22 protein-coding genes are annotated in these 23,546 nt (G+C 72.5%); 8 read left to right on the top strand and 14 right to left on the bottom strand.

Going from position 1 to position 23,546, the window contains the following annotated elements; genetic code table 11:
• On the bottom strand, positions 1 to 1,281 hold the full coding sequence (locus ACQVFL_RS15430) for a lysine N(6)-hydroxylase/L-ornithine N(5)-oxygenase family protein (protein ID WP_431729702.1): 1,281 nt from the start codon (positions 1,279 to 1,281) through the stop codon (positions 1 to 3).
• 34 nt (positions 1,282 to 1,315) lie between these two features.
• Complete coding sequence (locus ACQVFL_RS15435; protein WP_396695564.1) at positions 1,316 to 2,866, bottom strand: pyridoxal phosphate-dependent decarboxylase family protein; 1,551 nt, start codon at positions 2,864 to 2,866, stop codon at positions 1,316 to 1,318.
• A 551-nt stretch (positions 2,867 to 3,417) separates the two neighbouring features.
• Here ACQVFL_RS15435 and ACQVFL_RS15440 point away from each other — a divergent pair.
• Together ACQVFL_RS15440 and ACQVFL_RS15445 are read left to right on the top strand one after the other, a co-directional pair.
• Positions 3,418 to 5,493 carry a penicillin acylase family protein gene (locus tag ACQVFL_RS15440; protein ID WP_431729703.1) on the top strand — a complete coding sequence of 692 codons (2,076 nt, stop codon included), beginning with the start codon at positions 3,418 to 3,420 and terminating at the stop codon, positions 5,491 to 5,493.
• Positions 5,486 to 6,049, top strand: a complete 564-nt coding sequence (locus tag ACQVFL_RS15445) for a GNAT family N-acetyltransferase (RefSeq protein ID WP_431729704.1) — start codon at positions 5,486 to 5,488, stop codon at positions 6,047 to 6,049. Before ACQVFL_RS15440 ends, ACQVFL_RS15445 begins: the two co-directional genes overlap by 8 nt.
• A gap of 120 nt (positions 6,050 to 6,169) precedes the next feature.
• On the opposite strand, the gene ACQVFL_RS15450 is transcribed toward ACQVFL_RS15445, so the two are convergent.
• From ACQVFL_RS15450 to ACQVFL_RS15480, 7 genes are all read right to left on the bottom strand, one after another.
• Positions 6,170 to 6,877, bottom strand: a complete 708-nt coding sequence (locus ACQVFL_RS15450; RefSeq protein ID WP_431729705.1) for a RibD family protein — start codon at positions 6,875 to 6,877, stop codon at positions 6,170 to 6,172.
• Positions 6,874 to 7,506, bottom strand: coding sequence for a GTP cyclohydrolase II (locus ACQVFL_RS15455; RefSeq protein ID WP_396695572.1), 633 nt, complete (start codon positions 7,504 to 7,506; stop codon positions 6,874 to 6,876). The genes ACQVFL_RS15450 and ACQVFL_RS15455 overlap by 4 nt, the downstream gene beginning before the upstream one ends.
• A gap of 11 nt (positions 7,507 to 7,517) precedes the next feature.
• The gene (locus ACQVFL_RS15460) at positions 7,518 to 8,480 is read right to left on the bottom strand and encodes a lysylphosphatidylglycerol synthase domain-containing protein (protein WP_396695574.1); all 963 of its coding nucleotides are present in this window, start codon (positions 8,478 to 8,480) and stop codon (positions 7,518 to 7,520) included.
• Between the two features lie 62 nt (positions 8,481 to 8,542).
• Positions 8,543 to 9,367 carry an SAM-dependent methyltransferase gene (locus tag ACQVFL_RS15465; protein ID WP_431729706.1) on the bottom strand — a complete coding sequence of 275 codons (825 nt, stop codon included), beginning with the start codon at positions 9,365 to 9,367 and terminating at the stop codon, positions 8,543 to 8,545.
• A gap of 120 nt (positions 9,368 to 9,487) precedes the next feature.
• Entirely contained in the window at positions 9,488 to 10,525 is a 1,038-nt protein-coding gene (locus ACQVFL_RS15470; RefSeq protein ID WP_431729707.1) for a glycosyltransferase family 4 protein, read from the bottom strand.
• Positions 10,526 to 10,565: 40 nt separating this feature from the next.
• Positions 10,566 to 10,991, bottom strand: a complete 426-nt coding sequence (locus ACQVFL_RS15475; protein WP_431729708.1) for a 6-pyruvoyl trahydropterin synthase family protein — start codon at positions 10,989 to 10,991, stop codon at positions 10,566 to 10,568.
• Between the two features lie 3 nt (positions 10,992 to 10,994).
• The gene (locus ACQVFL_RS15480) at positions 10,995 to 11,975 is read right to left on the bottom strand and encodes a zinc-dependent alcohol dehydrogenase (protein WP_431729709.1); all 981 of its coding nucleotides are present in this window, start codon (positions 11,973 to 11,975) and stop codon (positions 10,995 to 10,997) included.
• Between the two features lie 94 nt (positions 11,976 to 12,069).
• Here ACQVFL_RS15480 and ACQVFL_RS15485 point away from each other — a divergent pair, with 94 nt between their 5' ends.
• Positions 12,070 to 12,873 carry a CDP-alcohol phosphatidyltransferase family protein gene (locus ACQVFL_RS15485; protein ID WP_396695584.1) on the top strand — a complete coding sequence of 268 codons (804 nt, stop codon included), beginning with the start codon at positions 12,070 to 12,072 and terminating at the stop codon, positions 12,871 to 12,873.
• Between the two features lie 14 nt (positions 12,874 to 12,887).
• Positions 12,888 to 14,645 carry a sulfatase-like hydrolase/transferase gene (locus ACQVFL_RS15490; RefSeq protein ID WP_431729710.1) on the top strand — a complete coding sequence of 586 codons (1,758 nt, stop codon included), beginning with the start codon at positions 12,888 to 12,890 and terminating at the stop codon, positions 14,643 to 14,645.
• 50 nt (positions 14,646 to 14,695) lie between these two features.
• On the opposite strand, the gene ACQVFL_RS15495 is transcribed toward ACQVFL_RS15490, so the two are convergent.
• The 4 genes from ACQVFL_RS15495 to ACQVFL_RS15510 form a co-directional block, all read right to left on the bottom strand.
• Positions 14,696 to 15,724, bottom strand: coding sequence for a TRM11 family SAM-dependent methyltransferase (locus tag ACQVFL_RS15495; RefSeq protein WP_396695588.1), 1,029 nt, complete (start codon positions 15,722 to 15,724; stop codon positions 14,696 to 14,698).
• 150 nt (positions 15,725 to 15,874) lie between these two features.
• A complete protein-coding gene (locus ACQVFL_RS15500; protein WP_396695590.1) occupies positions 15,875 to 17,059 on the bottom strand; it encodes a snapalysin family zinc-dependent metalloprotease in 1,185 nt (394 codons plus the stop codon).
• Between the two features lie 194 nt (positions 17,060 to 17,253).
• The gene (locus tag ACQVFL_RS15505; RefSeq protein WP_396695592.1) at positions 17,254 to 17,898 is read right to left on the bottom strand and encodes a response regulator; all 645 of its coding nucleotides are present in this window, start codon (positions 17,896 to 17,898) and stop codon (positions 17,254 to 17,256) included.
• Positions 17,895 to 18,998, bottom strand: coding sequence for a sensor histidine kinase (locus ACQVFL_RS15510; RefSeq protein WP_396695594.1), 1,104 nt, complete (start codon positions 18,996 to 18,998; stop codon positions 17,895 to 17,897). Before ACQVFL_RS15510 ends, ACQVFL_RS15505 begins: the two co-directional genes overlap by 4 nt.
• Positions 18,999 to 19,108: 110 nt before the next feature.
• Here ACQVFL_RS15510 and ACQVFL_RS15515 point away from each other — a divergent pair, with 110 nt between their 5' ends.
• Positions 19,109 to 19,852 carry an ABC transporter ATP-binding protein gene (locus ACQVFL_RS15515; protein WP_396695596.1) on the top strand — a complete coding sequence of 248 codons (744 nt, stop codon included), beginning with the start codon at positions 19,109 to 19,111 and terminating at the stop codon, positions 19,850 to 19,852.
• Positions 19,849 to 20,613 carry an ABC transporter permease gene (locus tag ACQVFL_RS15520; protein WP_431729711.1) on the top strand — a complete coding sequence of 255 codons (765 nt, stop codon included), beginning with the start codon at positions 19,849 to 19,851 and terminating at the stop codon, positions 20,611 to 20,613. Before ACQVFL_RS15515 ends, ACQVFL_RS15520 begins: the two co-directional genes overlap by 4 nt.
• Positions 20,614 to 20,678: 65 nt before the next feature.
• On the opposite strand, the gene ACQVFL_RS15525 is transcribed toward ACQVFL_RS15520, so the two are convergent.
• Entirely contained in the window at positions 20,679 to 21,713 is a 1,035-nt protein-coding gene (locus ACQVFL_RS15525) for an ion transporter (RefSeq protein WP_396695600.1), read from the bottom strand.
• 263 nt (positions 21,714 to 21,976) lie between these two features.
• Here ACQVFL_RS15525 and ACQVFL_RS15530 point away from each other — a divergent pair, with 263 nt between their 5' ends.
• Both ACQVFL_RS15530 and ACQVFL_RS15535 read left to right on the top strand, forming a co-directional pair.
• A complete protein-coding gene (locus tag ACQVFL_RS15530; protein WP_431729712.1) occupies positions 21,977 to 22,603 on the top strand; it encodes a hypothetical protein in 627 nt (208 codons plus the stop codon).
• A 143-nt stretch (positions 22,604 to 22,746) separates the two neighbouring features.
• Positions 22,747 to 23,541, top strand: a complete 795-nt coding sequence (locus ACQVFL_RS15535; protein WP_396695604.1) for an NPP1 family protein — start codon at positions 22,747 to 22,749, stop codon at positions 23,539 to 23,541.
• Positions 23,542 to 23,546 lie beyond the last annotated feature (5 nt).

Consider the following 23,546-nt stretch of genomic DNA (forward strand, 5'->3'; position numbering starts at 1 on the left):
TCACGCGGGCACCCCGAACTCCTGGAACGTGATCGACTTCTCGATCGGGTACGGCTCCCGACCGAGAAGCTCACGGATGATCCAGGCGTTGCGGTACGGGCCCATCCCCAGGTCGGGCGAGGTGATGCTGTGCGTGTGCGTGCCACCGTTCTGGAGGAAGACGCCGCGTCCGGTCTGGTCGATGCTGTAGTTGCGGGCGACGTCGAGCCGACCGTGCCCGTCGAAGCGCAGCCGGTCCCGGATCGGGTCCAGGTATGCCGGCACCCGGTAGTGGTAGCCGGTGGCCAGCACCAGCCCCTCGGTCTCCAGCGTGAAGTCGCGTTCCTGCTCGACGTGGCGCAGCGCCAGCGTGTGCACCCCGGCGGCCTCGTCGTAGCGCACCCCGGTCAGCTCGGTGTTGGTCAGCAGGCGGGTGTCCACCGGCCCGTGCACGCTGGTGGCGTAGAGCAGGTCGAAGATGCCGTCGATCAGGTCGGCGGAGATCCCCTTGAACAGGCCCTTCTGCTCGGACTCCAACCGGTAGCGGGTCGCCTCGGGCAGCGCGTGGAAGTAGTCCACGTAGTCCGGTGAGGTCATCTCCAGGGTGAGCTTGGTGTACTCCAGCGGGAAGAACCGGGGTGAGCGGGTCACCCAGTTCAGCCGGTAGCCGTAGGTGTGGATGTCGCCGAGCAGGTCGTGGTAGATCTCGGCGGCGCTCTGGCCACTGCCGACCACGGTGATGCTGCGCTTCGCGCGCAGCGCGTCCCGGTTGGGCAGGTAGCGCGAGTTGTGCACCGCGTCGGAGGCCAGCCCGGCGCAGGCGGGCGGCAGGTGCGGCGGCGTGCCGGTGCCGAGCACCACGTGCCGGGCCCGGTGCGTGACGGTGCTGCCGTCGACGGTGGCGCTCACCACGTACCGGTCGTCGGCCGGGTCGTACTCGACGGCGGTCACCTGGTGGCCGAAGCGCAGGTTGGACAGCTTCCCGGCGGCCCACCGGCAGTACGCGTCGTACTCGACCCGCAGCGGGTAGAAGTTCTCCCGGATGTAGAAGGGGTAGAGCCGACCGATCTCCTTCAGATAGCTGAGGAAGGAGTACGGCGAGGTGGGGTCGGCCAGGGTCACCAGGTCGGCCATGAACGGGGTCTGTAGGCGGGACGACTCCAGCAGCATCCCGGGGTGCCAGGACACGTCGTCGCGGGCCTCCAGGAACAGTCCGTCGAGGTCGGCGATCGGCGCGGTCAGGCAGGCCAGGCCGAGGTTGTACGGGCCGAGACCGATCCCGATGAAGTCGTAGCTGGACATCCGGCCCTCCAGGCTCGGGTTCTCCGGCGGCATGTCAGCCGACCGGGCAGGTCAGGTCAACGGCGGGCGTGCCGGCGTGGGCGTGCACGTACCGGCCGGCGTGCTCGGCGATCAGGTCCAGCACGTACCCGACATCCTCGCGTGTGGTGTGCGGATTGAGAACGGTGAACTTGAGGTACTGCCGACCGTCCACCTTGGTCCCCGCGACGACGGCCAGGCCGGAGGCGGCCAGTGCCTCCCGGGCCCGCAGGTTGGCCGCGTCCGCCAGGTCCCGGCCGGGGCCGCCGGGCAGCCAGCGGAACACCACGGTGCTCAGCGGCGAGCGGGTCAGCACCTCGAAGCGGGGGTCGGCGGCGACCATCTCGAAGGCGTCGTCGGCCCGGTCGCAGACCTCGTCGAACAGCTCACCGACCGCGTCCGGGCCCATCACCCGCAGGGTCAGCCAGAGCTTGAGGGCGTCGAAGCGCCGGGTGGTCTGCATGCTCTTGTCGACCTGGTTGGGGATGCGCTGGGCGACCATCCGGGCCGGGTTGAGGTAGTCGGCGTGCCAGGTGACGTGCCGCAGCGTCCGCCCGTCGCGGACCAGCACCGCGCTGGAACTGACCGGCTGGAAGAAGGACTTGTGGTAGTCGACGGTCACCGAGTCGGCCCGCTCGATGCCGTCGAGCAGGTGCCGGCGGGTCGGCGAGACCAGCAGCCCGCAGCCGTACGCGGCGTCGACGTGCAGCCACACCCCGGCGGTGGCGCACACCTCGGCGATCTCGTCGAGCGGGTCGATGGTGCCGAAGTCGGTGGTGCCGGCGGTGGCCACGACCGCCATCACCGGCAGGCCGTCGCGTCGGCAGCGGGAGATCTCGTGGCGGACCGCGCCGGACCGCATCCGCCGGTCCGGGCCGGTCTCCACCAGCACGATCGCGTCCGGGGCCAGACCGAGCAGCTTGGCCGCCTTCTGCACGCTGAAGTGACCGGCCGCGGAGGCGATGATCCGCAGCCGGGGCAGCAGGATGCGCCGGTCGGCGGGGGTGGCACCGGCCAGGGCCTCCTCCCGGGCCAGCAGCAGGGCGTGCAGGTTGGACTGGGTGCCGCCGCTGGTGAACACCCCGTCGGCGGTCGGGCCGAACCCGATCCGGCCGGCCGTCCAGTCGACCAGCCGCCGCTCGATGAGGGTGCCGCCGGCGCTCTGGTCCCAGGTGTCCATCGAGGAGTTCACGGCGCTGAGCACCGCCTCGCCGAGCAGCGCCGGGAGGACCACCGGACAGTTCAGGTGGGCCAGGTAGCGGGGGTGGTGGAAGTAGACCGCGTCACGCAGGTAGACCTCCTCCAACTCGTCCAGCGCGGCGGTGGCGTCACCCAGCGGGCGGTCCAGGTCGACCGCGTCGACCAGCGGCGCCAACTCGTCCGGGCGTACGCCGGTGCAGGGTCCGGTCGCCTCGGCCACCCGCCGGGCCACCCGCTCGGTGCCGGCCGCCACGACACGCTGGTACTCCTCGACTGTGCCGGCGTGGAACAGGTGGGTACGGGCTGTTGTGGGCCCGTTCGGCGGCCGGGTCGGCGTTGCCTCGGCGGTGTGCACCGGCAGGGTCATGGACGTCCTCCACGCTCGGCGGATCAGGTGTCGGGCAGGCGGAAGCCGCCGCTCGTACGTCGAGCGGCGGGGCGCTGCGGTCTCGGCGGGTGGTGGCATGGACGGCCGGCGGGATGAGGCGCGGGTCGCCCGGAGGCGTCAGGCGAGCAGTCGCGCACCCGGCGGCGGGGTGGCGGTCGGCACGAGGCCGGAAATGGCGGATGCGAAGCGAGGTCGACCGATGTGACCGCTTCGCGGAAGACCGAAAGTGATCGGCGAGTCGGCTCCATCACGACCGGTGGTCCCGCCGAATGCGGCAGCAGTGCCGGCGGCGAGTGGGCCCCTGGACGGGGAGCGGCGGACGGAGACGGGATCAGGCATCGCGTCGTCTTTCGATCAGGGTCGAGAGGACCTTGGACAACCGCGGTTAGGTTAACCTAACCTAACCGGCTGTCAAGTCCCGCTCGGCGTTTCGCACCACACAGGAGCTCACACTGTCCGTCATCGAGCCACCACCCGATCCCCCCACCGCCGGTCCCCGCCGCTGTCCTGCGCACCGGTACGGTTACGCCGTGGACGAGCGGCGGACGACCGGACCATCCGCGCACAGTGGACGCCGCTACCGGGACCGGTACGGCATCCCGCACCTACGCGCCGACGACCCCGGCTCGCTGGCGTACGCGCAGGGTCGGGTGACCGCCCTGGACCGGGCCTGGCAGATCGAGGTGGAGCGGCACCGCTCGCAGGGCACCAGCGCCGCCTTCCTCGGCCCGGACGCGCTCGCCTGGGACCGGTTCGCGCGGCAGGTCCGGCTCGCCGACACCGCGCGCCGCTGCCACGCGGCGCTGGACCCGGCCACGGCCGAGTGGGTCGGCCGGTACGTCGACGGCGTCAACAGCGGTCTCGCCGAGGGCGCGGCCCGGGCGCCCGAGTTCGCCACCACCGGCCTGTCCCCCGGCACCTGGCAGCCGTGGACACCGCTGGCCGTCTGGCTCGGCCACCACGTGCTCTTCGCCGGGCTGCCCACCAAACTCTGGCGCGAACACGTGGCGCGAAAGCTCGGTCCGGCGGCGGCCCGCCTGTTCGCCGTCGACGGGCAGGTGACCTCCGGCAGCAACGGCTGGCTGGTCACCGGCGACCGGACCGCCACCGGTGCGGCGCTGATCGCCGGTGACCCGCACCGGTTCATCGAGGCGCCCGGCATCTACCAGCAGATCCGCCTGGCCTGCCCGGAGTACGACGTGCTCGGCTTCGCCGTGCCCGGCGTGCCGGGCCTGCCGCACTTCGGGCACGCCGGTGCGGTGGCCTGGGCCATCACCAACGCGATGTCCGACTACCAGGACCTGTACGCCGAGCGGCTGCGCCGGGTCGGCGACGCGGTCGAGGCGTACGGGCCGGACGGGTGGCGACCGGCGTACCGGCAGGTCGAGACCGTCGAGGTGGCCGGTGCCGACCCGGTCGAGGTCGAGGTGATCGAGACCGAGCGCGGGCCGGTGGTCTCCGGCGGCCCGGACCACGACCCGGAGCTGGCCGTCAGCCTGCGTCACCCGCCCCGGGTCACCGGTGACCTCGGCTTCGCCGTGCTGCCCGCGCTGCTGCGCGCCCGCACCGTCGGCGACCTGGACGCCGCGCTGGACGGCTGGGTCGAGCCGGTCAACGTGGTGCTCGCCGCCGACACCGACGGTGGGCTGCTGCACCGGGTCGCCGGGCGGGTGCCCCGACGGCATGAGGACAACGGGCTGCGGGTGGTGCCCGGCTGGTCGGCGGAGCACACCTGGCACGGCTGGCACGACACCCCGCAGTCCCCGGTCGACGGGGTGGCGGTGATGGCCAACGAACGCGGCATCTCCGCCGACCTCGGGGTCGAGTTCGCCCCGCCGTACCGGGCCGACCGGATCCGTACGCTGCTCACCGCCGGCACAAGCTGGCGGGCGGAGCAGATGGCCGCCGTACACACCGACACCCACCTGGCCGGAGCCGAACCGCTGCTCGCCGTGCTCGCCGACCTGGACGGGCTCAGCGCCGACGCCGACGCCCTGCGGACCCGGCTGCTGGCGTGGGACCGCCGGATGGCCGCCGACAGCGTCGACGCGGCGGCCTTCGCCGACCTGCGCTCGGCGGTGGCCCGGCGGCTCGCCGCCCACCCGGCGCTGGCCGTGCTGGCCGAGCCGCCGGCCCACCCGGAGGTGTTCCACCCCTGGCTGGCGCTGGTGCCCCGGGTCGGGTACGCGGTGGTCCCGCTGCTGCACGCCGATCTGCCGGGCGTGGACCGCGACGCGCTGGTGCGGGCGGCGGCCGAGGAGGTCGCCGCGACCGGCGACAGCCGCCGGTGGGGTGAGCGGCACCGGCTGCTGCCGTGGCGGGCCCTGCCCGATCCGGCCGCCCCACCCGGTCCGGAGCTGTCCGGCGACGGCGACTGCGTGCTGGCCACCTCCAGCGTGCCCGGCGTCACCGACCTGTGCCTACGCGGCCCGGCCGCCCGCTACGTGTGGGACCTGGCCCGCCGCGAGGACAGCCGGTGGGTGGTGCCGCTCGGTGCCACCGGCACCGGAGAGCACCGCGACGACCAGCTCACCCACTGGTTGCGCGGCGAACTGGTCGAGGTGACCTGCGACTGGGACCGCCTCACCGAGGAGCACGATGACTGACCCGCACCACCACACGCGACACGTCCCCGGTTTCGGCACCGTCACCTTCCGGCCGGTCGACCCGGACGCCGACGCGGACGTCATCCACGGCTGGGTCAGCCAGGACCGGGCCCGCTTCTGGGGCATGCGCGACGCCGACCGCGACCGGGTCGCGGAGGTCTACCGGTACGTCGACTCGCTGCCCACCCACCACGCGTACCTGACGCTGCGGGACGGGGACCCGGTCGCGCTGTTCCAGGGCTACCAGCCGGAACACGACCCGGTCGGCGAGTGCTACCCGGTACGGCCCGGCGACTACGGCGGCCACCTGCTGATCGGCCCCCCGGTACGCCCCGAGCCCGGCTTCACCGGCACGCTGCTCGCCGAGTTCGTCGCGTTCGTCTTCACCGACCCCACCCGACAGCGGCTCATCATGGAGCCCGACGCCCGCAACGACAAGGCGATCGCCCGGCTCCGGCGGGCCGGTTTCGTCGAGGGCCCGTTGATCGACCTGCCGCACAAGCAGGCCCGCCTGATGCTCCTAGACCGCCCCGATGACCAGGCCGGCCACATCTGACCATCAGCTCACCACCGCCCTGTCCGTGTGGTCGCGCACTCGATCCAGGATCGAGTGGTCAGCCCGCGGCCCCGATGCCACTGGATCCTGGATCGAGCGTGATCTTGAGCACGTCGGCGCTCAGGCCGTCTGGCAGCGCTCCGACAGGGCGTAGCGGGTGAGCACCACGTCCCCGATCTGGCGCGCCTCCACCACCTGGGCCCGCCGCCCCGGGTGCCAGGGGAACCGGCCCTCGCCGACGAACCGGGGTGCCCGCCGGTCCCCCACGAAGAACGGCGCCACCACCAGGTGCAGTTCGTCGGCCAGCCCGGCGGCGAGGAACTGACCGTGCACCACCGCCCCGCCCTCCACCAGCAGTCGACGTATCCCCCGGTCGGCGAGGTCGGCCAGCGCCCGACCCAGGTCGATCGGGTCACCGGCGTCGACCACGGTGGCCAGGTCACCGAGGCGGTGCCGGGTCTTCTCCAGCGCCCCGCTGGCACAGTAGACGATCCGGTCGGTGTCGCCGACGGTGAAGAACCGGGCGGTCGGGTCCAGGTCACCGCAGCCGGTCAGGGTCACCCGGGTCGGTGACTCCGGCAGGCCCCGGGCCACCCGGTCGGCCCGACGCCGGTCGCAGCGGACCAGCAGTCGGGGGTCGTCACGACGGACCGTACCGGCCCCGACCAGGATCGCGTCGCAGTCGGCGCGGACCGCGTCGACCCGGTCGAGGTCCGCGTCGTTGGAGAGCAGCAGCCGTTCCTCGGTGGCGTCGTCGATGTAGCCGTCGATCGAGGTCGCGCAGCTCAGCAGCACGTACGGGCGCTGCGCCGTCGCCGGGGCGGTCACCGGACGAAGGGAAGATCGACGGCGCGGGCGGCCCGGCTGGCCTTGGCCGCGAGGTAGTCGGCGTTGGCCGGGGAGAGGAAGACACCGGTGGGCACCTGCTCGGTGACCGTCACCCCGAGGCGTCCCAACTGCTCGGTCTTCTCCGGGTTGTTGCTGAGCACCGCGATCGGCCCGACGCCGAGCGCGACGAGCATCTGCGCGGCCACCGTGTAGTCGCGCTCGTCCTCCTCGTGCCCCAGCGCCACGTTGGCCTCGAAGGTGTCCAGCCCGGCGTCCTGCAACGCGTACGCGTCGAGCTTGGCGTACAGGCCGATGCCCCGGCCCTCCTGCCGCAGATAGAGCAGGTACCCACCGACCTCGGCGATCCGCTGCACCGCCTCCCGCAACTGGGGGCCGCAGTCACAGCGCTGGCTGCCGAAGACGTCGCCGGTGAGGCACTCGCTGTGCGGACGGACCAGCGGCACCGCCCCACCCTGCTCGGCGTCGCCGAGCGCGAACGCGAGGTGTTCCCGGCCGTCGACCAGGCCGTCGAAGGTGAACAACCGGGCGGTGGTGGCGTAGCCGTCGGGGAACCGCAGCGGCACGGTGACCTGCGTCCGGATGGTGGCGAGAGGCAGTGAGTCGGACATGGGTCTCCTCGTCATACGGTGGCGGGTACACGGACACGTCGAGCCAGCAGCACGGCCGCTCCGGGCAGGCTCGCGACGAGCACGAGAGCGCCGTACACGGTCGCCGCGGCCACCCCCTCGGCGGCGGTCAGGCCGGCGGCGGCGAACGCCCACGCGGCCACCCCCTCGCGCGGACCGAAACCGGCGACGTTCGCCGGCACGGCCATCGCGAGCAGGGCAAGCAGGGTCAGCGGCAACAGCAGGGTCAGCGGCGCGGTGGAGCCCGCCGTCCGCGCCGCCAGCAGGAACGTCGCCAGATGTCCGCCGATCGCGAGCGCGGAGGCGACCAGCACACCCAGCCAGGTACGCCGGCCCAGCAGGCCGTGGCGCACGTCGGAGACGGCCGTACCGATCGCGCGGGTGATCCGGGTGGCGCCCGACTGCGGCAGCACCCGGGCCGTCAGCACCACGCCGAGCAGCACCGCGACCGCCACTGCGGTCGCCACCGGCAGGTACGGCCGCACCGGCGAGGGGAACACGAACAACAGCACCACCGCGACCGCGACCAGCACCACCTGGCCGGCGACGCGCTCCCAGACCACCGCCCGGATGCCGCGTCCCACGTCACCGACGTCACGGCCGTGGCGTACCGCCCGGTGCACGTCGCCGAGGATCCCGCCGGGCAGGGTGGCGTTCAGGAAGATCGCCCGGTAGCAGTGCGCGACCGCCTCCCGCAGCGGCAGCCCGACGCCGAGACCACCGGCGACCAGGCTCCACCGCCAGGCGACACAGACCGTGGTGAACAGGCCGATGGCGAGCGCGGCGGCCAGCGCGGGCGCGTCGATCAGCCGTAGCCCGGCCAGGAACGGTCCCGTTCCCAGCCAGAGGAGCAGGCCGACGATCACGGCGAGCCCCAGCGCCAGTCGCGCCCATCCCCAGAGCGACCGACCCGCCGGGGCGGCCGTGGAGACGGCGCCACCAGCTAACTCCCCCACGCGTGCCTCCCCGGCATGGCGATCTTCCCTGACTGTACGCACGTAGTCGGACGGCCACCGGTTCAATGGCACAGCGCCAGCAGGTCGACGTGATCGACCTGTACCCCGAGACGACCGGTTCTAGCCTCCTCGCGCCGACGCCGCTCGTACTCGGTGGTGCGGTCGGTCAGCTCGGGCCGCTGCTCACGGGCGGCGTCCAACCAGCCGGTGAACCACTGCTCGGCCAGGTCGGCGTGCTCCGGGCCGAGCCGCCACGGGCTGGGCTGCACCCGCACCGGCACCCCGTGCCGGGCGAAGGCGGCGGTGCAGGCCTCGGCCGCGTCCGGGCCGAGCAGGTGCCGGCCCGCCACGGCGCGCCGCTGATGGGCGTTGAACGCCTCCGCCACCTCGTCGTCGAGCGGGTCGGACGGGGTCAGCCGTACCCCGCCGGTCACCGAGATCAGGAACAGCGTCCGGGTGCCGGCGCCGACACAGGCCGCCACGACGCGGTCGACCTCCTCGGCGGTCAGCATGTCGAGCAGCGCCGAGGCGGTGACCAGGGCGGTGCCGGCCAGGTCGTCGGCGGTCAGCCGGGTCAGGTCCCCCGCCTCGGACCGTACCGTCACCGCGCTGCCGTCGGCGGCGGTGTCGGGCATGTCCGCGCAGGCCCGGGCCAGCAGGTCCGGGTCCCGGTCGTGCAGCACCCAGTGCTGCGGTCCGGGCAGCAGCGGGGCCAGCCAGCGGCCCAGCGAGCCGGTGCCCGCGCCGAAATCGTGCACGACGTACGGGCCGTCGCCGGTCAGGGTGGCCCGGACCGCGTCGACCAGGTCCGTCGACCGGGCCGCCACGTCGGCGGGTTCGCGCAGCGAGAGCCACTGCGCGAAACCCGGCGGAAGCGCGATGCTCATGCCACCACCCTGACCTGATGATTCACTCGCTGACGCTCGCTCATGCCGGCACTCCGCTCCGCTGCGTGCCACCATGAAGCACCAGTGCCCTGACCTGATGATTCACTCGCTGACGCTCGTTCATGACGCCAATGCCTCCTCGAGGGCGGTGGTGATCCGGGTGGTGGTGGCCGTCCAGTCGTCGAGCGTGTCGCGACGTCGCAGGGCGGCGGTACGCAGGCGAACCCGCAGCGCCGCGTCGTCCAGCCAGTGCCGCAGCGCGTCGGCCAGCGCCTGCGGGTCCTCGGCCGGCACGAGCAGCCCCGGCCGTACGCCGTCGGGGGTGTGCCCGAGCGCGGCGGGCAGCCCACCGACGGCCGAGGCCAGCACCGGCACGCCACGGGCCAGCGCCTCGGTGACCACCATCCCGTACGTCTCGCCCCGGGACGGGTGCACCAGCAGGTCGGCGGCGGCGTACGCGGCGGCGAGCCGGTCGCCGGTGAGCGGACCCGCCAGCCGTACCCGGTCGGCGAGGCGGTGCGCGGCGAGCCGGGTCCGCAGCCGGTCGACGAAGGGCGGGTCCCGGTGCAGCGGTCCCGCGCAGGTCAGCGTCCAGTTCCGGTCGGCGACCGCCGCGAGCGCCTCGACCAGCACGTCGTGGCCCTTGTGTGCGGCGACGGCCGCGACGCAGAGCAGTGCCGAGCCCTCCGGCGACCCGGGCGCGGGCGGAGCCGGGTCGACGCCGGGTGCGGCCACGTGCACCCGCTCGGCGGGCAACGCGTACCGCTCCAGCAGCCGGTCGCGGGTCCAGGCGCTGGTGGCGACGACGGTGCTGGCCGTCGCCAGCGCCCGGGCCTCGGTGTCGTCGTCGCGGGGCAGGTGCACCAGCGGGACCAGGCGCAGCCGTCGGGCGTGTGCCGCGAGCGCGTCCGGGACCACCGAGGCGACGAGTCCGTCGATCAGGACCGGCGCGCCGTCGGGGAGCCCGGCCAGCACCTCGGCCAGCGCGGCGTGCTCGGCCGGGGACGGCTGCGGCCAGCCCCCGGGCACGGCGTGTTCGCGGACCGGCCAACCGGCGGCGGCCAGACCGGCGCAGACGCGCCGGTCGTAGCCGTTGCCGCCGCTGGGTGCGGCCGGGTCGTCGATGTCGCCGGGCAGGATCACGTGCAGGGTCGGCACGTGATCCTCGCCCGACGGAGGTGTATGCGGTACGAGCACGTCAGGCGGCGCCCCCGCCGGTCCCGCCCGGCAGTGACCGTTCGTAGGCGGCCCACGCCACGTGCGACTCGTGCAGGGTGACGGTGATGCCGGTCAGCCCGTGCGCGCCCGCGCCGAGCGCGCCGGAGGCCACCGCGTCGGCGAGCCGGTCAGCGATGGTCCGGGCCAGCACCTCGGTGGTGGTGTTCGTGCCGGCGAAGGCCGGCTCGTCGTCGAGGTTGCGGTAGTTCAGCTCGCCGAGTACCGCCTTGAGCTGGTCGGTGGCCAGTCCGATGTCGACGACGATGCCGTCGGCGTCGAGGTCGGGGCGGCGGAAGGAGGCGTCGACCACGAACGTCGCGCCGTGCAGCCGCTGGGCGGGGCCGAATACCTCGCCCCGGAAACTGTGGGCGACCATGATGTGGTCACGGACGGTCACGCTGAACACGGTTCACTCCCCGTCGTAGGTGATGAGATGGCAGAGCGCGGGCAGGGTGCCCCCGCTCAGGCGGTGCAGGACGTCGGGTAGTTCCCCGAACGGCGACCGTCCGGTGATCAACGCGTCGAACGCCGGGTCGGCGAGCAGGTCGAGCGCGAGGGCCATCCGGTCGGCGTAACTGCGGCTGCTGCGCCGGGCGGGGGCGACCATGCCGACCTGGCTGCTACGGATGGTGAGTCGTCCCGAGTGGAACGCGGCACCGAGTGAGAGCTGCACCTGGCGGTCGCCGTACCAGCTCAGTTCGAGCACCGTGCCCTCGGGCGCGAGCAGGTCCAGGCCGCGTTGCAGCCCGGCGGCGGTGGCGCTGGCGTGCACCACGAGGTCACGTCCCCCGGTGGCGGTCTCCGGAGTGGCGAAGTCCACACCGAGCGCGGCGGCCACCTCGGCGCGGCTCGGGTCGGTGTCGACGAGTTCCACCCGTACCCCGGGGAAGCGGGCCAGCAGGGCGGTCACCGCGCAGCCGACCATGCCGCCGCCGATCACGGTGACCCGGTCGCCGACCAGCGGCGGCGCGTCCCAGAGCGCGTTGACCGCGGTCTCCACCGTGCCGGCCAGCACCGCACGGGCCGCCGGCACGTTCTCCGGTACGACGGTGACCGCGTCGACCGGCACCACGTACGCGCTCTGGTGCGGGTGCAGGCAGAACACCGTACGCCCGCGCAGCTTCTCCGGCCCCTGTTCGACGGTGCCGACGCTCAGGTAGCCGTACTTGACCGGGGCCGGGAAGTCGCCCTCCTGGAACGGGGCGCGCATGGTGTCGTACTGGCTCTCGGGGACCGCGCCGGTGAACACGAGCGTCTCGGTGCCCCGGCTCACGCCCGAGAAAAGGGCCCGGACCAGCACCTCTTCCGGGCCGGGTGCCGGTAGCTCCGCCGAGCGGATCTCACCCTGGCCTGGCAGGGTGAGCCAGAAGGCGCGAGCCGTTCGGGTCACCGAGTTCTCCTTTGCCTGGGTCCGGACCGAACCGATCCGTCATGTTTTCCGTACATCCTTGACAGGGGTCGTCGATCATAAACACGGAGGCACGGTGTCCACAGTTCGAACCGGTCCGCAAATCGGGCTGATCGTTCAGATCGTCCTGCTGGCGGGGCTCGCCGCGAGCGTCGGTCTCGGCGTCACCGGCTGGGTGGCCGGGCTCGCGTACGGCACGGTGACCTGCGTGGTTCTCGTACGTGGCCTGCGCGGGTCCGGCTCGGACCGGCTCGGACCGGCCGACTGGGTGACGATGGGTCGGGGGCTGCTGGTCGGCGGGGTGACCGCGTTGATCGCGGACGCGTTGATCGCCGGCCGCCCGGCGCCGGTGGTGCTGCTGGTCACGATGACCGGGGTGGCGCTGGCACTGGACGCCGTCGACGGCAAGGTGGCCCGCCACACCGGCACCTCCAGCGCGCTCGGCGCCCGGTTCGACATGGAGGTCGACTCGTTCCTGGTGCTGATGCTGAGCTGCTACGTCGCCCCGTCGGTCGGGGTGTGGGTGCTCGCCATCGGCCTGATGCGGTACGCCTTCCTGGTCGCGAGCTGGGCACTGCCCTGGATGGACCGGCAACTGCCGCCCCGGTACTGGCGTAAGGTGGTCGCCGCGGTCCAGGGGATCATGCTCGCGGTCGCCGCGTCCCAGGTGCTGCCCGGGCCGCTGACCACCCTCGTGCTGGTCGCCGCGCTCGGCATGCTGGTCGAGTCGTTCGGGCGCGACGTCGGATGGCTGTGGCGGCAACGCGCGCCTCGGGTCGTACCCGCGGTGGTGGTCCTGCCGGCACCGGTCGTCGCCCGTCGGGTCGACCGGATCGAGGACCGCGACATGCCACCCGCGCCTGTCCTGTCGCTGCGCTGACCCGGGAGAAGCAGTTGTCGATCTCCGACCCGGCCCCCACGCCGGGCACCGACCACGCCCGCACCACCGAGCCCACCGAGCGACCGGACGACGCGACAGCGACCCCGCCCGCACCGGAGGTCGCCGGGACGGCCGACGAGCCGGCGGCTGCGCCCAGCCGACGGCGGGCGGTGCTGGCCCGGGTGGTGACCGTGCTGGCCGCCCTGCTGGTGCTGGCCACGCTGACGCTGCCCAACCGGCCGTGGCAGTTGGAGCCGGGCACGTTCCTGCGGATCCCGCTGGAGGCGCTGCTGCTGGCCGCGCTGCTGCTGGCGCTGCCCGGCCGACCGCGCCGGGTGGTGGCCGCCGTCTCCGGTGTGCTGCTCGGCCTCGTCGCCATGGTGAAGGTCGGTGACCTGGGCTTCTACTCGTCGCTGGGTCGCCCGTTCGACCTGGTGCTGGACTGGTCGCTGCTCGGGCCGGCGTTCTCGTTCGTGGCCGAGTCGATCGGTCGTCCGGGTGCCATCGCGATCGCCGTCGGGGTCGGCCTGCTGCTGCTGGGCATCCCCGTGCTGACCGCGATGTCCACGGTCCGGTTGTCCGGGGTGCTGGCCCGCAACCGCACCGGCACCACCCGGGCCGTCGCGTCGCTGGTGGTGGTCTGGGTGGTGCTCGCCGCCTTCGGGGCCCGGATCGTGCCGGGCGTGTACGTGGCCGACTCCAACGCGACCACCCTGGTCCAGGAGCACGCCGTCGAGGTGCACGCGCGGCTGCACGACCGGGCGGCGTTCACCGACGAGATCAACGTGGACCCGTTCCGCGACGTACCCGGCGACCAGTTGCTGACCGGGTTGCGCGGCAAGAACGTGCTGATCACCTTCGTGGAGAGCTACGGCCGGGACGCCGTCGCCGACCCCGACTTCGCCTCGATCCAGCGGGTGCTCGACGAGGGGGCCGGGCGGCTGTCGGCAGCCGGTTTCTCGTCCCGCAGCGGTTTCCTCACCTCGCCGACCATCGGCGGGGCGAGCTGGTTGGCGCACGCCACGCTGCTCTCCGGGCTCTGGATCGACAACAACCAGCGGCACCGCAACCTGCTCGCCACCGACCGGTTCACCCTGGGTGACGCGTTCCAGCGCGCCCAGTGGCGTACGGTCGGGGTGATGCCGGCGGTCAACCAGGCGTGGCCGGAGGGGGCGTTCTACGGGTACGAGAAGTTCTACAGCGGCCCCGATCTCGGCTACCAGGGGCCGAAGTTCGCCTTCGCCCCGATGCCCGACCAGTTCGCCATCCACCAGTTCCACCAGCGGGAGCTGACCGGCCCCCGGGACCGCCCGGTGATGGCCGAGTTGGCGCTGGTCTCCAGCCACTCCCCCTGGACCAGGGTGCCGTCGGTGGTGGACTGGGACGACATCGACGACGGCGAGGTGTTCCAGCGGGGCATCATCGGCACCCCGGCCGCGCAGGCCCGCACCGGCTACCGGCACTCGATCAACTACACACTGCGTACCCTGATCTCCTACCTGGAGCGGTACGGCAATGACGACACGGTGATGGTCATCGTCGGTGACCACCAGCCGGCTCCGGTGGTGACCGGGGAGAACCCCAGCCCGGACGTACCGATCCACATCGTGGCCAAGGACCCGGCGGTGTTCGCGCAGATCGAGGACTGGAAGTGGCAGGAGGGTCTGACCCCGGACGCCGACGCCCCGGTCTGGCGGATGGACACCTTCCGCGACCGGTTCCTGACCGCCTTCGGCCCGGGCAACTCCCGCTCCCACGCACAGGGCCGCTGACCGGTCCGTGTTCCCGCACCGGCCGTCGGCGGCCGGTGCGGGAACACGACTCAGCCGGGTTTGCGGGCGACCAGGACGTCGCGGACGATCGCCTGGTCGACCCGGTGGGACAGCCCCGTCCAGGGGCCCTCGTCGCGCACGTCGAGACCGGCTGCGGCCAGCCGCTCGGCGGCGGCCTCCCGCCGGGCCACGTTGGTGTTCCAGGAGATGCCGAGGGCGCCGCCGGGGCGCAGCAGCCGCACCCAGCCGGGCACGGCGGCGTCGAGCAGCGCGAGCGGGTCGCGGGCCAGGCCGGTCTCGGCGGTACGACTGCCGTGCTGCACCCCGTACGGGGCGTCGGCCACCACCACGTCGACGCTCTCCGGGCGGAAGAACTCCCCGACCCGGGTGGTGTCGGCGTTGACCACGTCCACGGTCTGCACGTCACCGGCCCGCTGCGCCTCCTTCGAGGCGGCCACCTCCACCCGCAGCCGTTTGCCGACCACCTTGCGTTCCCGGCGGACCGGCCCGGACTCCAACACCCGGTGCTTGACCCGCTTGCGCTTGAGCCAGGTGCTGAGGAACGTCTGGTACGCCTCGAAGTCCTTGCTGTCGCGGTCCAGGCCGGCGGCGTCGAAGCCGTACATCATCGCCTGGTTGACCGTGGTGCCCCGGCCGCAGAGCGGGTCGAGCACCCGGAACCGCCGGGTGAGCAGGTCGTCGGCCCAGGCCGAGGCGAGCAGGGTGACGTTGAGCAGCAGCTTGGTGAACTGCTCGTTGGTTTTGCCCGGGTACTTCTGGATGGTGACCAGGTCGTCGTCGAAGCGGTCCAGGCGGCTCAGCGGCACCGGCCGCAGCAGGTCACCGACGAACTCGAACAGCGCGTACGCGCTGGACAGGTTGGCCAGCAGCGCGGTGTCCCGCTCGCTCAGCCCGCCGTCGACCTCGAAGGTCACGTACGGCACCCCGCCGACGGCGACCGTCTCGACCGCCCCGATCCGTCCACCGAGCACGCTGCCGCCGAAGATCTCCAGCTCGGCCCGCGTCAGCTCCACCGCCGCCCCCGAGTACACCCGGTTACTCGAAGGCAGGATCAACACCCCATACCGCTCCACAACCAGGCACTATCCCACGCCCAGCGCCCCGCCGACGCCGCCCCCGGCCTGCCAACGCGATCATGGAGTTGTGGTACCACGGACGCCGCACCTCGCGGCCTTCCGGGCACCACAACTCCATGATCACGGGACTCGTCAGACGGGGAGGCCGCCGACCTGGGTGTTGATCCAGGAACGGATGGAGGGGAGGTCACCGTAGATCGAGGGCGCGGTGGCGCAGGTGGAGCTGTTGTTGCCGGCCCGACTGGTCGCGCCGATCACCTGCCACACACCGTTGACCCGGCGCACCTGCGGGCCGCCCGAGTCGCCGTAGCAGGCCCCGGCGTTGCCGTTGGTGTTGTTGGTGCAGATCTCGTACGGACCGTTGATGCCGCTGCACCGGCTGTCGGCCACGATCGAGGTGTCCAGCTCGTTGGCCACCAGCGGCGCCGAGCCGCAGCCACGGGGTGCGCAGGTCTGACCCCACCCGATGATGCGGGTGGCGGTGCCGACGGCGCCGGAGGTGGACGGGATCACCGCCGGTGCGTAGCTGACCGAGCTGGAGAGCTGGAACAGCTTCACGTCGATGGTGGGGTTGTTGACGGCCCGGCTCACGCCGACCACGACGCCGCCGCTGCTGCGGTTGACGCTGCCCACCCGCACCGACGACGGGGTCGGGCAGTGCTTCGCGGTGACCACCCAGTTCGCCTTGATCAGTGTGCCGGTGCAGCCGGAGGTGTAGACCAGCCACGGGTAGTTCTCGGTGGCCGGCCGACCGCCGACCACGAAGGTGCCGACGTCGCCGTCCTCGGTCCAGGTGTACGACTGCGCCACCCCGGCGGTGCTGAGGCTGCCCGCGAAGAGCTGGTTGACCCGGCTGGCCTCGGCCGCGCTGGGGTTGGCGTTGGTGCAGGAGACCGGCGCGCTGCTGCCGGACATCAGGTCGGAACAGAGCCCGGTACGCCGGTCGGGCAGCCCGAGGATGTGACCGAACTCGTGGGTGGCGATGCGGGTGCGGTTATAGCCCTGGTCGACGGCCTGCCACCCCATCCAGATCCGGCCGGAGCCCAGCCCGGTGACCTGCGCCCGGGGCCAGCCGGTGTCGACCAGGATGGTGACGTTGGCCGGCGTACCGGGGACCAGCCGGACGTTGCTGACCCGGCTGTTCCAGATCTGCGCGGCCTGGTCGAAGTTGGTCCGGAACTCGCCGGCCCGGCTGGCGTCGTAATACACGGTCCGGGCCGCGGCGGCGCCGGTGGCGGTGACCACCTGCACGCCGGTCGCCGCCAGCACCGCCGCGAGCGCGGCGGTGGCCGCGCGCAGCAGTTGTCGTCGGATCATCAGGTACTCCCCTGCGGACTGCGCGGCGCGCCGATACGCCGCGATCGATGTCCGTGAATATTAATGGCCACCTCCCATCCGATGTCATCGCGAAAGCGTCATACCGCCCGGGAGTTGTCAACCGCGTGTCACGCGCAAGCAGGGGACCCCTGCTGACGTCTGAGGTATGGCAGGGGACCCCTGCCAACTCGACGTCAGTCGAGGATGCCCTCGTGCAGGGCGCGCAGCACCGCGTTCGTCCGGTCCCGCGCGCCGAGCTTGGTGAGGATGGTGGAGACGTGGTTCTTGACGGTCCCCTCCGCCAGGAACAGCACCTCGGCGATCTCCCGGTTGCTGTAGCCCTGCGCCACGAGCCGCAGCACCTCCTGCTCGCGTTCGGTCAGGCCGGGGACGGGTCCCGCGTGCGGCCCGGCCGGTGACGGTCCCGAACGGATCGCCCGCAGCATCCGGTCGGTGATCGACGGGGCGATCAGCGTCCCGCCGTCGGCGAGCGTGTGGATGGCCCGGGTGAGCTGGTCCAGCGTCACGTCCTTGAGCAGGTAGCCACGGGCGCCCGCCCGGAGCGCGGCGAGCACCAGGTCGTCGTCGTCGAACGTGGTCAGGACCAGCACCGGGATCTCGACCTCGGCGGCGCGGAGTCGTTCGAGCGTCCAGATGCCGTCGAAGCGGGGCATCCGCAGGTCGAGCAGGATCACGTCCGGCGCGGTCTCGGCGACGACCGTCAACGCGGCCCGCCCGTCGTCGGCCTCGCCGACCACGTCGATGTCGGCGACCTCCAGCAGCCCCCGGATGCCCTGCCGGATGAGCGTCTGGTCGTCGACCACCACCACCCGGGTCATGCCGCCGGCACCCGCGCGGTCACCCGGAACCCGGCCCGCCCGTCGACGGCGAGGTCACCGCCGAGCGCCTGGAAGCGTTCGCGCAACCCCCGCAGCCCGTTGCCGAGCACCAGGTCCGGTGCGCCGCACCCGTCGTCGCGGGCCTCCAGCACGGTGCCCCGGGCGTCGGCGGACACCGAGATCCACAACTCGCGTGCCCCGGCGTGCCGGATGGTGTTCGTGACGATCTCCTGGGTGGCCCGGACGAACGCCGCGCTCTCCTCCTCGTCCACCCGTACGGTCGGCGAGACGTCCACCGACACGTCGAGCCCCGGCAGGTCACGGGCCATCCGCCGCAACGCCTGCTCCAGGTCGGGCGGTTCGGTCCGCAGCCGGCCGACCGTGGCGCGTACGTCGCCGAGCAGCTCGCGGGCGACTCGGTTGGCCCGTTCCACGTGGGTCCGCGACGCCTCGCCGTCGAGGTGCCGGGCCGTCTCCAACTCCAGCGTGAGGACGGTCAACTGGTGACCGATCTGGTCGTGCAGCTCGCGGGAGATCCGCAGGCGTTCGGCCGTCCGGGCGGACTCGGACAGCAGCACGCTCGCGGCCTGCAACTCCACGTGCGCCTCGGCCAGCTCGCGGCGCATCCGCTGTTCCCGGAGCAGGGTGCTCGAACTGAGCATGCTGGCCAACTGGATCAGCAGGTAGAAGCCGATCACCACGACCGCCTCCGGTGACCGGAACACGGCCGACGGCAGGCTCACCGCGATCACCACGGTGTTCAGGGCGACGAGGACCAGCCCCACCCGCAGCGGCGCCAGGTACACGCTGACCGCCGAGGTGAGCACCAGCAGCACCGGCAGCAGTCCCGAGTTGGGCAGTGCCAGCAGCACCGCCCAGGACGCCAGCACGGCCACCGCGAACGACCCGGTCCGCAGCGGGCCGGGCCGCTCGACGGCGACCGAGGTGAGCAACGCGACGAGGTAGAGGACGAACAGCGCGGTCCACAGGACCAGGGGGATCTCGGGGCCGACGGCCCCGAACAACACGGGCGCGGCGACGGCGATCGCGACCACGAGCATCGCGATGCCGGACCACTCCTCCGTCCCGACGCGTCGCACGCCCCCACTCTAGGTCGGCCCGCCTCAGGCGTACCCGTGCCGGAAGTCATGCCCCCGAGAGGTGACTTCTGGGACAGGTGGCCAGGTCGGGGCGTCCGTAGCGTCGGGGCATGACCAACGCCGAACCGGCGATCCTCGCCGAGAACCTCGTCAAGAGTTACGGATCGACCCGGGCCGTGGCCGAGGTGAGTCTCCGGGTCGACGTCGGGGAGGCGGTCGGTGTCCTCGGCACCAACGGCGCCGGGAAGACGACGACGGTCGAGATGATCGCCGGGCTACGCGTACCCGAACGGGGGCGGGTACGCGTACTCGGACTCGATCCCCGGGCCGACCGGCGGCGCGTACGGCAGGTGCTCGGCGTGCAGCTCCAGCACGCGTACCTGCACGGCGCGTTGCGGGTCACCGAGTTGGTCGACCTGTACCGCAGCTTCTATCCCGACCCCCGGCCGACCGACGAGCTACTGGACATGGTCGACCTCACCGGACAGCGGAGGACGACGTTCGACAAGCTCTCCGGCGGCCAGCAGCAGCGGCTCTCGATCGCCCTCGCGCTGGTCGGCCGCCCGCGCGTGGTGATCCTCGACGAGCTGACCACCGGCCTGGACCCGAAGGCCCGCCGCCGCATGTGGGCGACGATCGAGCGGCTCCGCGCCGAGGGGATGACCATGCTGCTGGTCAGCCACGCCATGGAGGAGGTGGAGCGGCTCTGCGACCGGGTCGCCGTCCTCGACGCAGGCCGCGTCATCGCCACCGACACTCCCGCCGGGCTGGTCGCACAGACCGGCACCGCCAACCTGGACGACGCGTTCGTCGCGCTCACCGGCAAGGAACTCGACCTGGAGGAAGCCGCATGACCACCGTCGTCGCCCACCGACCGGGGACACGCGCGCTGCTGACGCTGATCCGCTGCGAGGCGAAGATGGTCGTACGGGACACCCCCGGCCTGGTCGTCCCGCTGTGCCTGCCCCTACTGATCATGCTGACCAGCGCCGGCTCGGCGAACGAACATGAGGTCGCGGGTGGGCTGACCGCGCTGGACCTGTTCGTCCTCCCGCTCGTGCTCACCATGGTCATCGCGCTGATCGGCATCATCAACATGCCGAGTTTCCTGGCCTACTACCGGCGCTCCGGCATCCTGCGCCGGCTCGGTGTCACGCCCGCCTCACCGGCCATGGTGCTGACCGCGCAGGTGATCGTCAGCGTGCTTCAGGCGGTCGTCGGCATCGCCGCCGCCGTCGCGTTCGCCTTCCTGGTGTTCGGCGCGAACGCACCGGTCGACGTCGGCGCGGCGCTCGGCGTGACGGCGCTGGCGATGGCCGCCATGTACAGCACCGGCATGATCGTCGCGGCGGTCGCGCCCACCCCGAACTCCGCCGTCGCCATCGGTCTGGTCGTGTTCTTCCTCCTCGGTGCCCTGGGCGGGATGTTCGGCGGACCGGACGCACTGCCGGGCCCACTCGCCGACATCGGTCGCTGGCTGCCGTTCGGTGCCACCGTGGAGGCTCTCGGCGCCGCCTGGGAGGGCACGCCGATCGGGGCCGGGCAACTGGCGGGTCTGGGCGTCACGGTCGTACTCGGTGCCACCGTGGCGGGCCTGTTGTTCCGCTGGGAGTGACCGCCGCGCCGCGCGGCCGGGGCCGTCCCGGAGCAGCCGCCACGGCGGGTGCCCCGGCGGCACCGTCAACGCCGCTTGCGGCGGTTCCTGGTCCGGGCCCGTCGCTGGTCACGCACGCCGCCCGGCAGTGCGGAGGCGGTCCCGGCGGCGTCGGCCTCCCGAGTCGGCCGTGGCACCGGCGGCAGGACGAGCGTCCCGACCTCCGGCACGGCCCCGGCGCGCGCGGCGGTCGGCGGACCGACCGGGACCGGTTCCGGCAGCCGCCGCTCCAGGTCCGTGATGATCGCCTGTACGCGGGCCAACTGCTCCCGCACCGACGGCTCGTCCTCGGCGTGACCACCGGTCGGCCGACCGGCCCGCTGGGCGGCGACCTGCTCGTCCTGGTGCGCCTCCTGCAACGCGGTCAGCACCAGTCCGACCAGCAGATTGGTCAACAGATAGCAGGCGGCCACCATGTAGGAGACGTAGTACAGCACCGCCCACTCGGTGACGTCACGGCCCGCCTGGAGCGTGTCGGTGATCCCGTCCAGCGACAGCAGCAGGAACAACGTGAGCATGGCCTGCCCGACGGTGCCGTACTCCTCCGGGTAGGCGGTGCCGAACAGCATCCAACCGAGCATCGCGTACCCGTACAGGAGCAGCGCGGTGACCAGCAGGAAACTGGCCAGTCCGGGCAGGCTGCGCCGGATGCCCACCAGGATCACCCGCAGGCTGGGAAAGAGCCGGAACGCGCGCACGATCCGGGCCAGCCGCAGCAACCGGAGCAGGGTCACGTTCTCCCGTACCCCGGGCAGCAGCGGCGCGGCCACGATCACCAGGTCGAACACGTTCCACCGGTCCCGGAAGAAGCCGGCCGGGGAGGTGGCGTGCGCACCGAACCGGATCAGCAGTTCCAGCACGAACAGCGCGATGCAGACGTACTCCACGGCACGCAGCGCCGTACCCACCGACGCCACCACGTTCCCGTACGTCTCCAGGCCCAAGGCCACCGCGTTCACGATGACCACGGCGAAGCTGGCCAGGTTGAACCAGGGCGCGCCGACGACGACCCCGCAGCGTACGGCGAGCCGGCGCAACGGACCACGGACAGTACGCGTCATGCCACTCCTCGACCGGCTCACGACCGGACGGCAGCCTATGACATCCCGGGACAGGCCGGGCAGCCGGACCGGCCACATAGGACGGATGCCTGGTCACCCCGGCGCGTCGTCCGGCACGGCGATCCGGTCTGGTGGCGACCTCCCGCGCGGGCCGCTGGTGACCTCGCGGATCGGTCTCTGCCCGGCGGGTCGGCCGCCACCCCCGCTGCGGTGGCCTCGACCGCGCGGTGGTGGTCTGGACGGCGGACCCTACGATCTTCGTCGTGTCTACCACCGCCGCAACCGAGTTCGCGGGCGCCTGGACCGCCGGACGGTCGGTCCGCCGCACCATGCTGCTGATGATCTTCGGCCTGCTCGCCGTCGCGCTGAACACCGGCATCGGGTACGCCACCGCCGGCACCCGGGCGATCCCCATCGTCACCGGCGTACTCCTCTGCCTGGCCTTCGCCACCGGCGTGCATCTCCTGCACCGGGCGACCTGGCTGGCCCTGCTCTCCCTGCTGCCGGCCCTGTTCGTCCTCGTCGGCTCGGTGCAGCTCGCCCCCGACCTGGCCTTGAAGCAGCGCGGCCTCCGCCAGCAGGTGACGATCGTCGACGCCGAGGCCAACGGCAAGCGGCACACCTTCACCCTGCACGGCACTACCGGCCCGCTCGACGAACCGCTCGTCTACCAGGGCAGCTCCCCCGGCTACCGGGTCGGTGACACCCTCACGGTGCTGACCGACCCGGACGGACGGATCGCCCTGCAGGACGCCGACCGGGTCGACTCCGCCGGCAAGGTGACCAGCCTCGCCCTGGGCGTCGTCGGCTGGACCGTGATCGCCCTGCTCGCGGGCTGGCGGGGCCACGTCCGCCGTCGCACCGGCCGCTACGCCGTCGCGGCCTTCTAGCGCCCGACCTCACCACACCGGACACTCCCACGCTGCCGAGGATTCTTCGCGTTCTCGTTGACTCGCGCCCGTCGACCGTGAGATACATGGCCGCACGTCGATGGAGACATCGGCCCGGTAGCCGCCGTCCGGAGAGGCCAGAGATGACACCGCACGCACACCCGCCGGTCCGGCGACGTCGCACCCTGGCCCGAGCGCTGGCCGGGCTGGCCGCGTTCGCGGTCCTCGTGCCCGCCGCGCCCGCGTACGCCAACTCGCTGCCCAATCTGCCGCACCACGCGGGCGGCTACGAGTCGTCCTTCTCCCCCGCCTACGACTACGACACCGACGGCTGTTACGCGGTCTCGGCGATCAGCCCGGACGGACGGATCAACGGCGGGTTGCGGACCACCGGGGCGATCAACGGTAGCTGCCGGGACCGCTCCGACCTGGACATGTCGCAGACGTACGCACGGTCGAAGTGCAACAACGGCTGGTGCGCGATCGTCTACGCCAGCTACTTCGAGAAGGACCAGGCGGTGCACGGCAGCGGTCTCGGCGGTCACCGGCACGACTGGGAGCACGTGATCTCCTGGGTCGACCAGGCGGCCGACCGGGTCGAGTACGTGACCACCACGCAGCACAGCAGCCGGCGCACCTACCCGCGCGCCCAGGTGCGCTTCGACGGCACGCATCCCAAGGTGGTCTATCACAAGGACGGCGCGTCGACGCACTTCTTCCGGCTCGCCAACGCCAACGACGAACCGCCGGAGAACCACTACGGCACCTGGCACTACCCGCCGGTGGTGGACTGGAACGGCTGGCCCAGCCTGGACCTGCGGAACAGTCTGATGGCGGCCGACTTCGGTGCGGCCAGCATCAAGATCAAGGACGGTGCGTTCGAGTACCTGCTCGGCGTCGCCAGGCCCGCCGGCATCCCGTTCGACCCGTACGCCTGAACCGG

Source organism: Verrucosispora sp. TAA-831, from assembly GCF_050780145.1.
In the GTDB taxonomy this organism is placed as follows: Bacteria; Actinomycetota; Actinomycetes; order Mycobacteriales; family Micromonosporaceae; genus Micromonospora.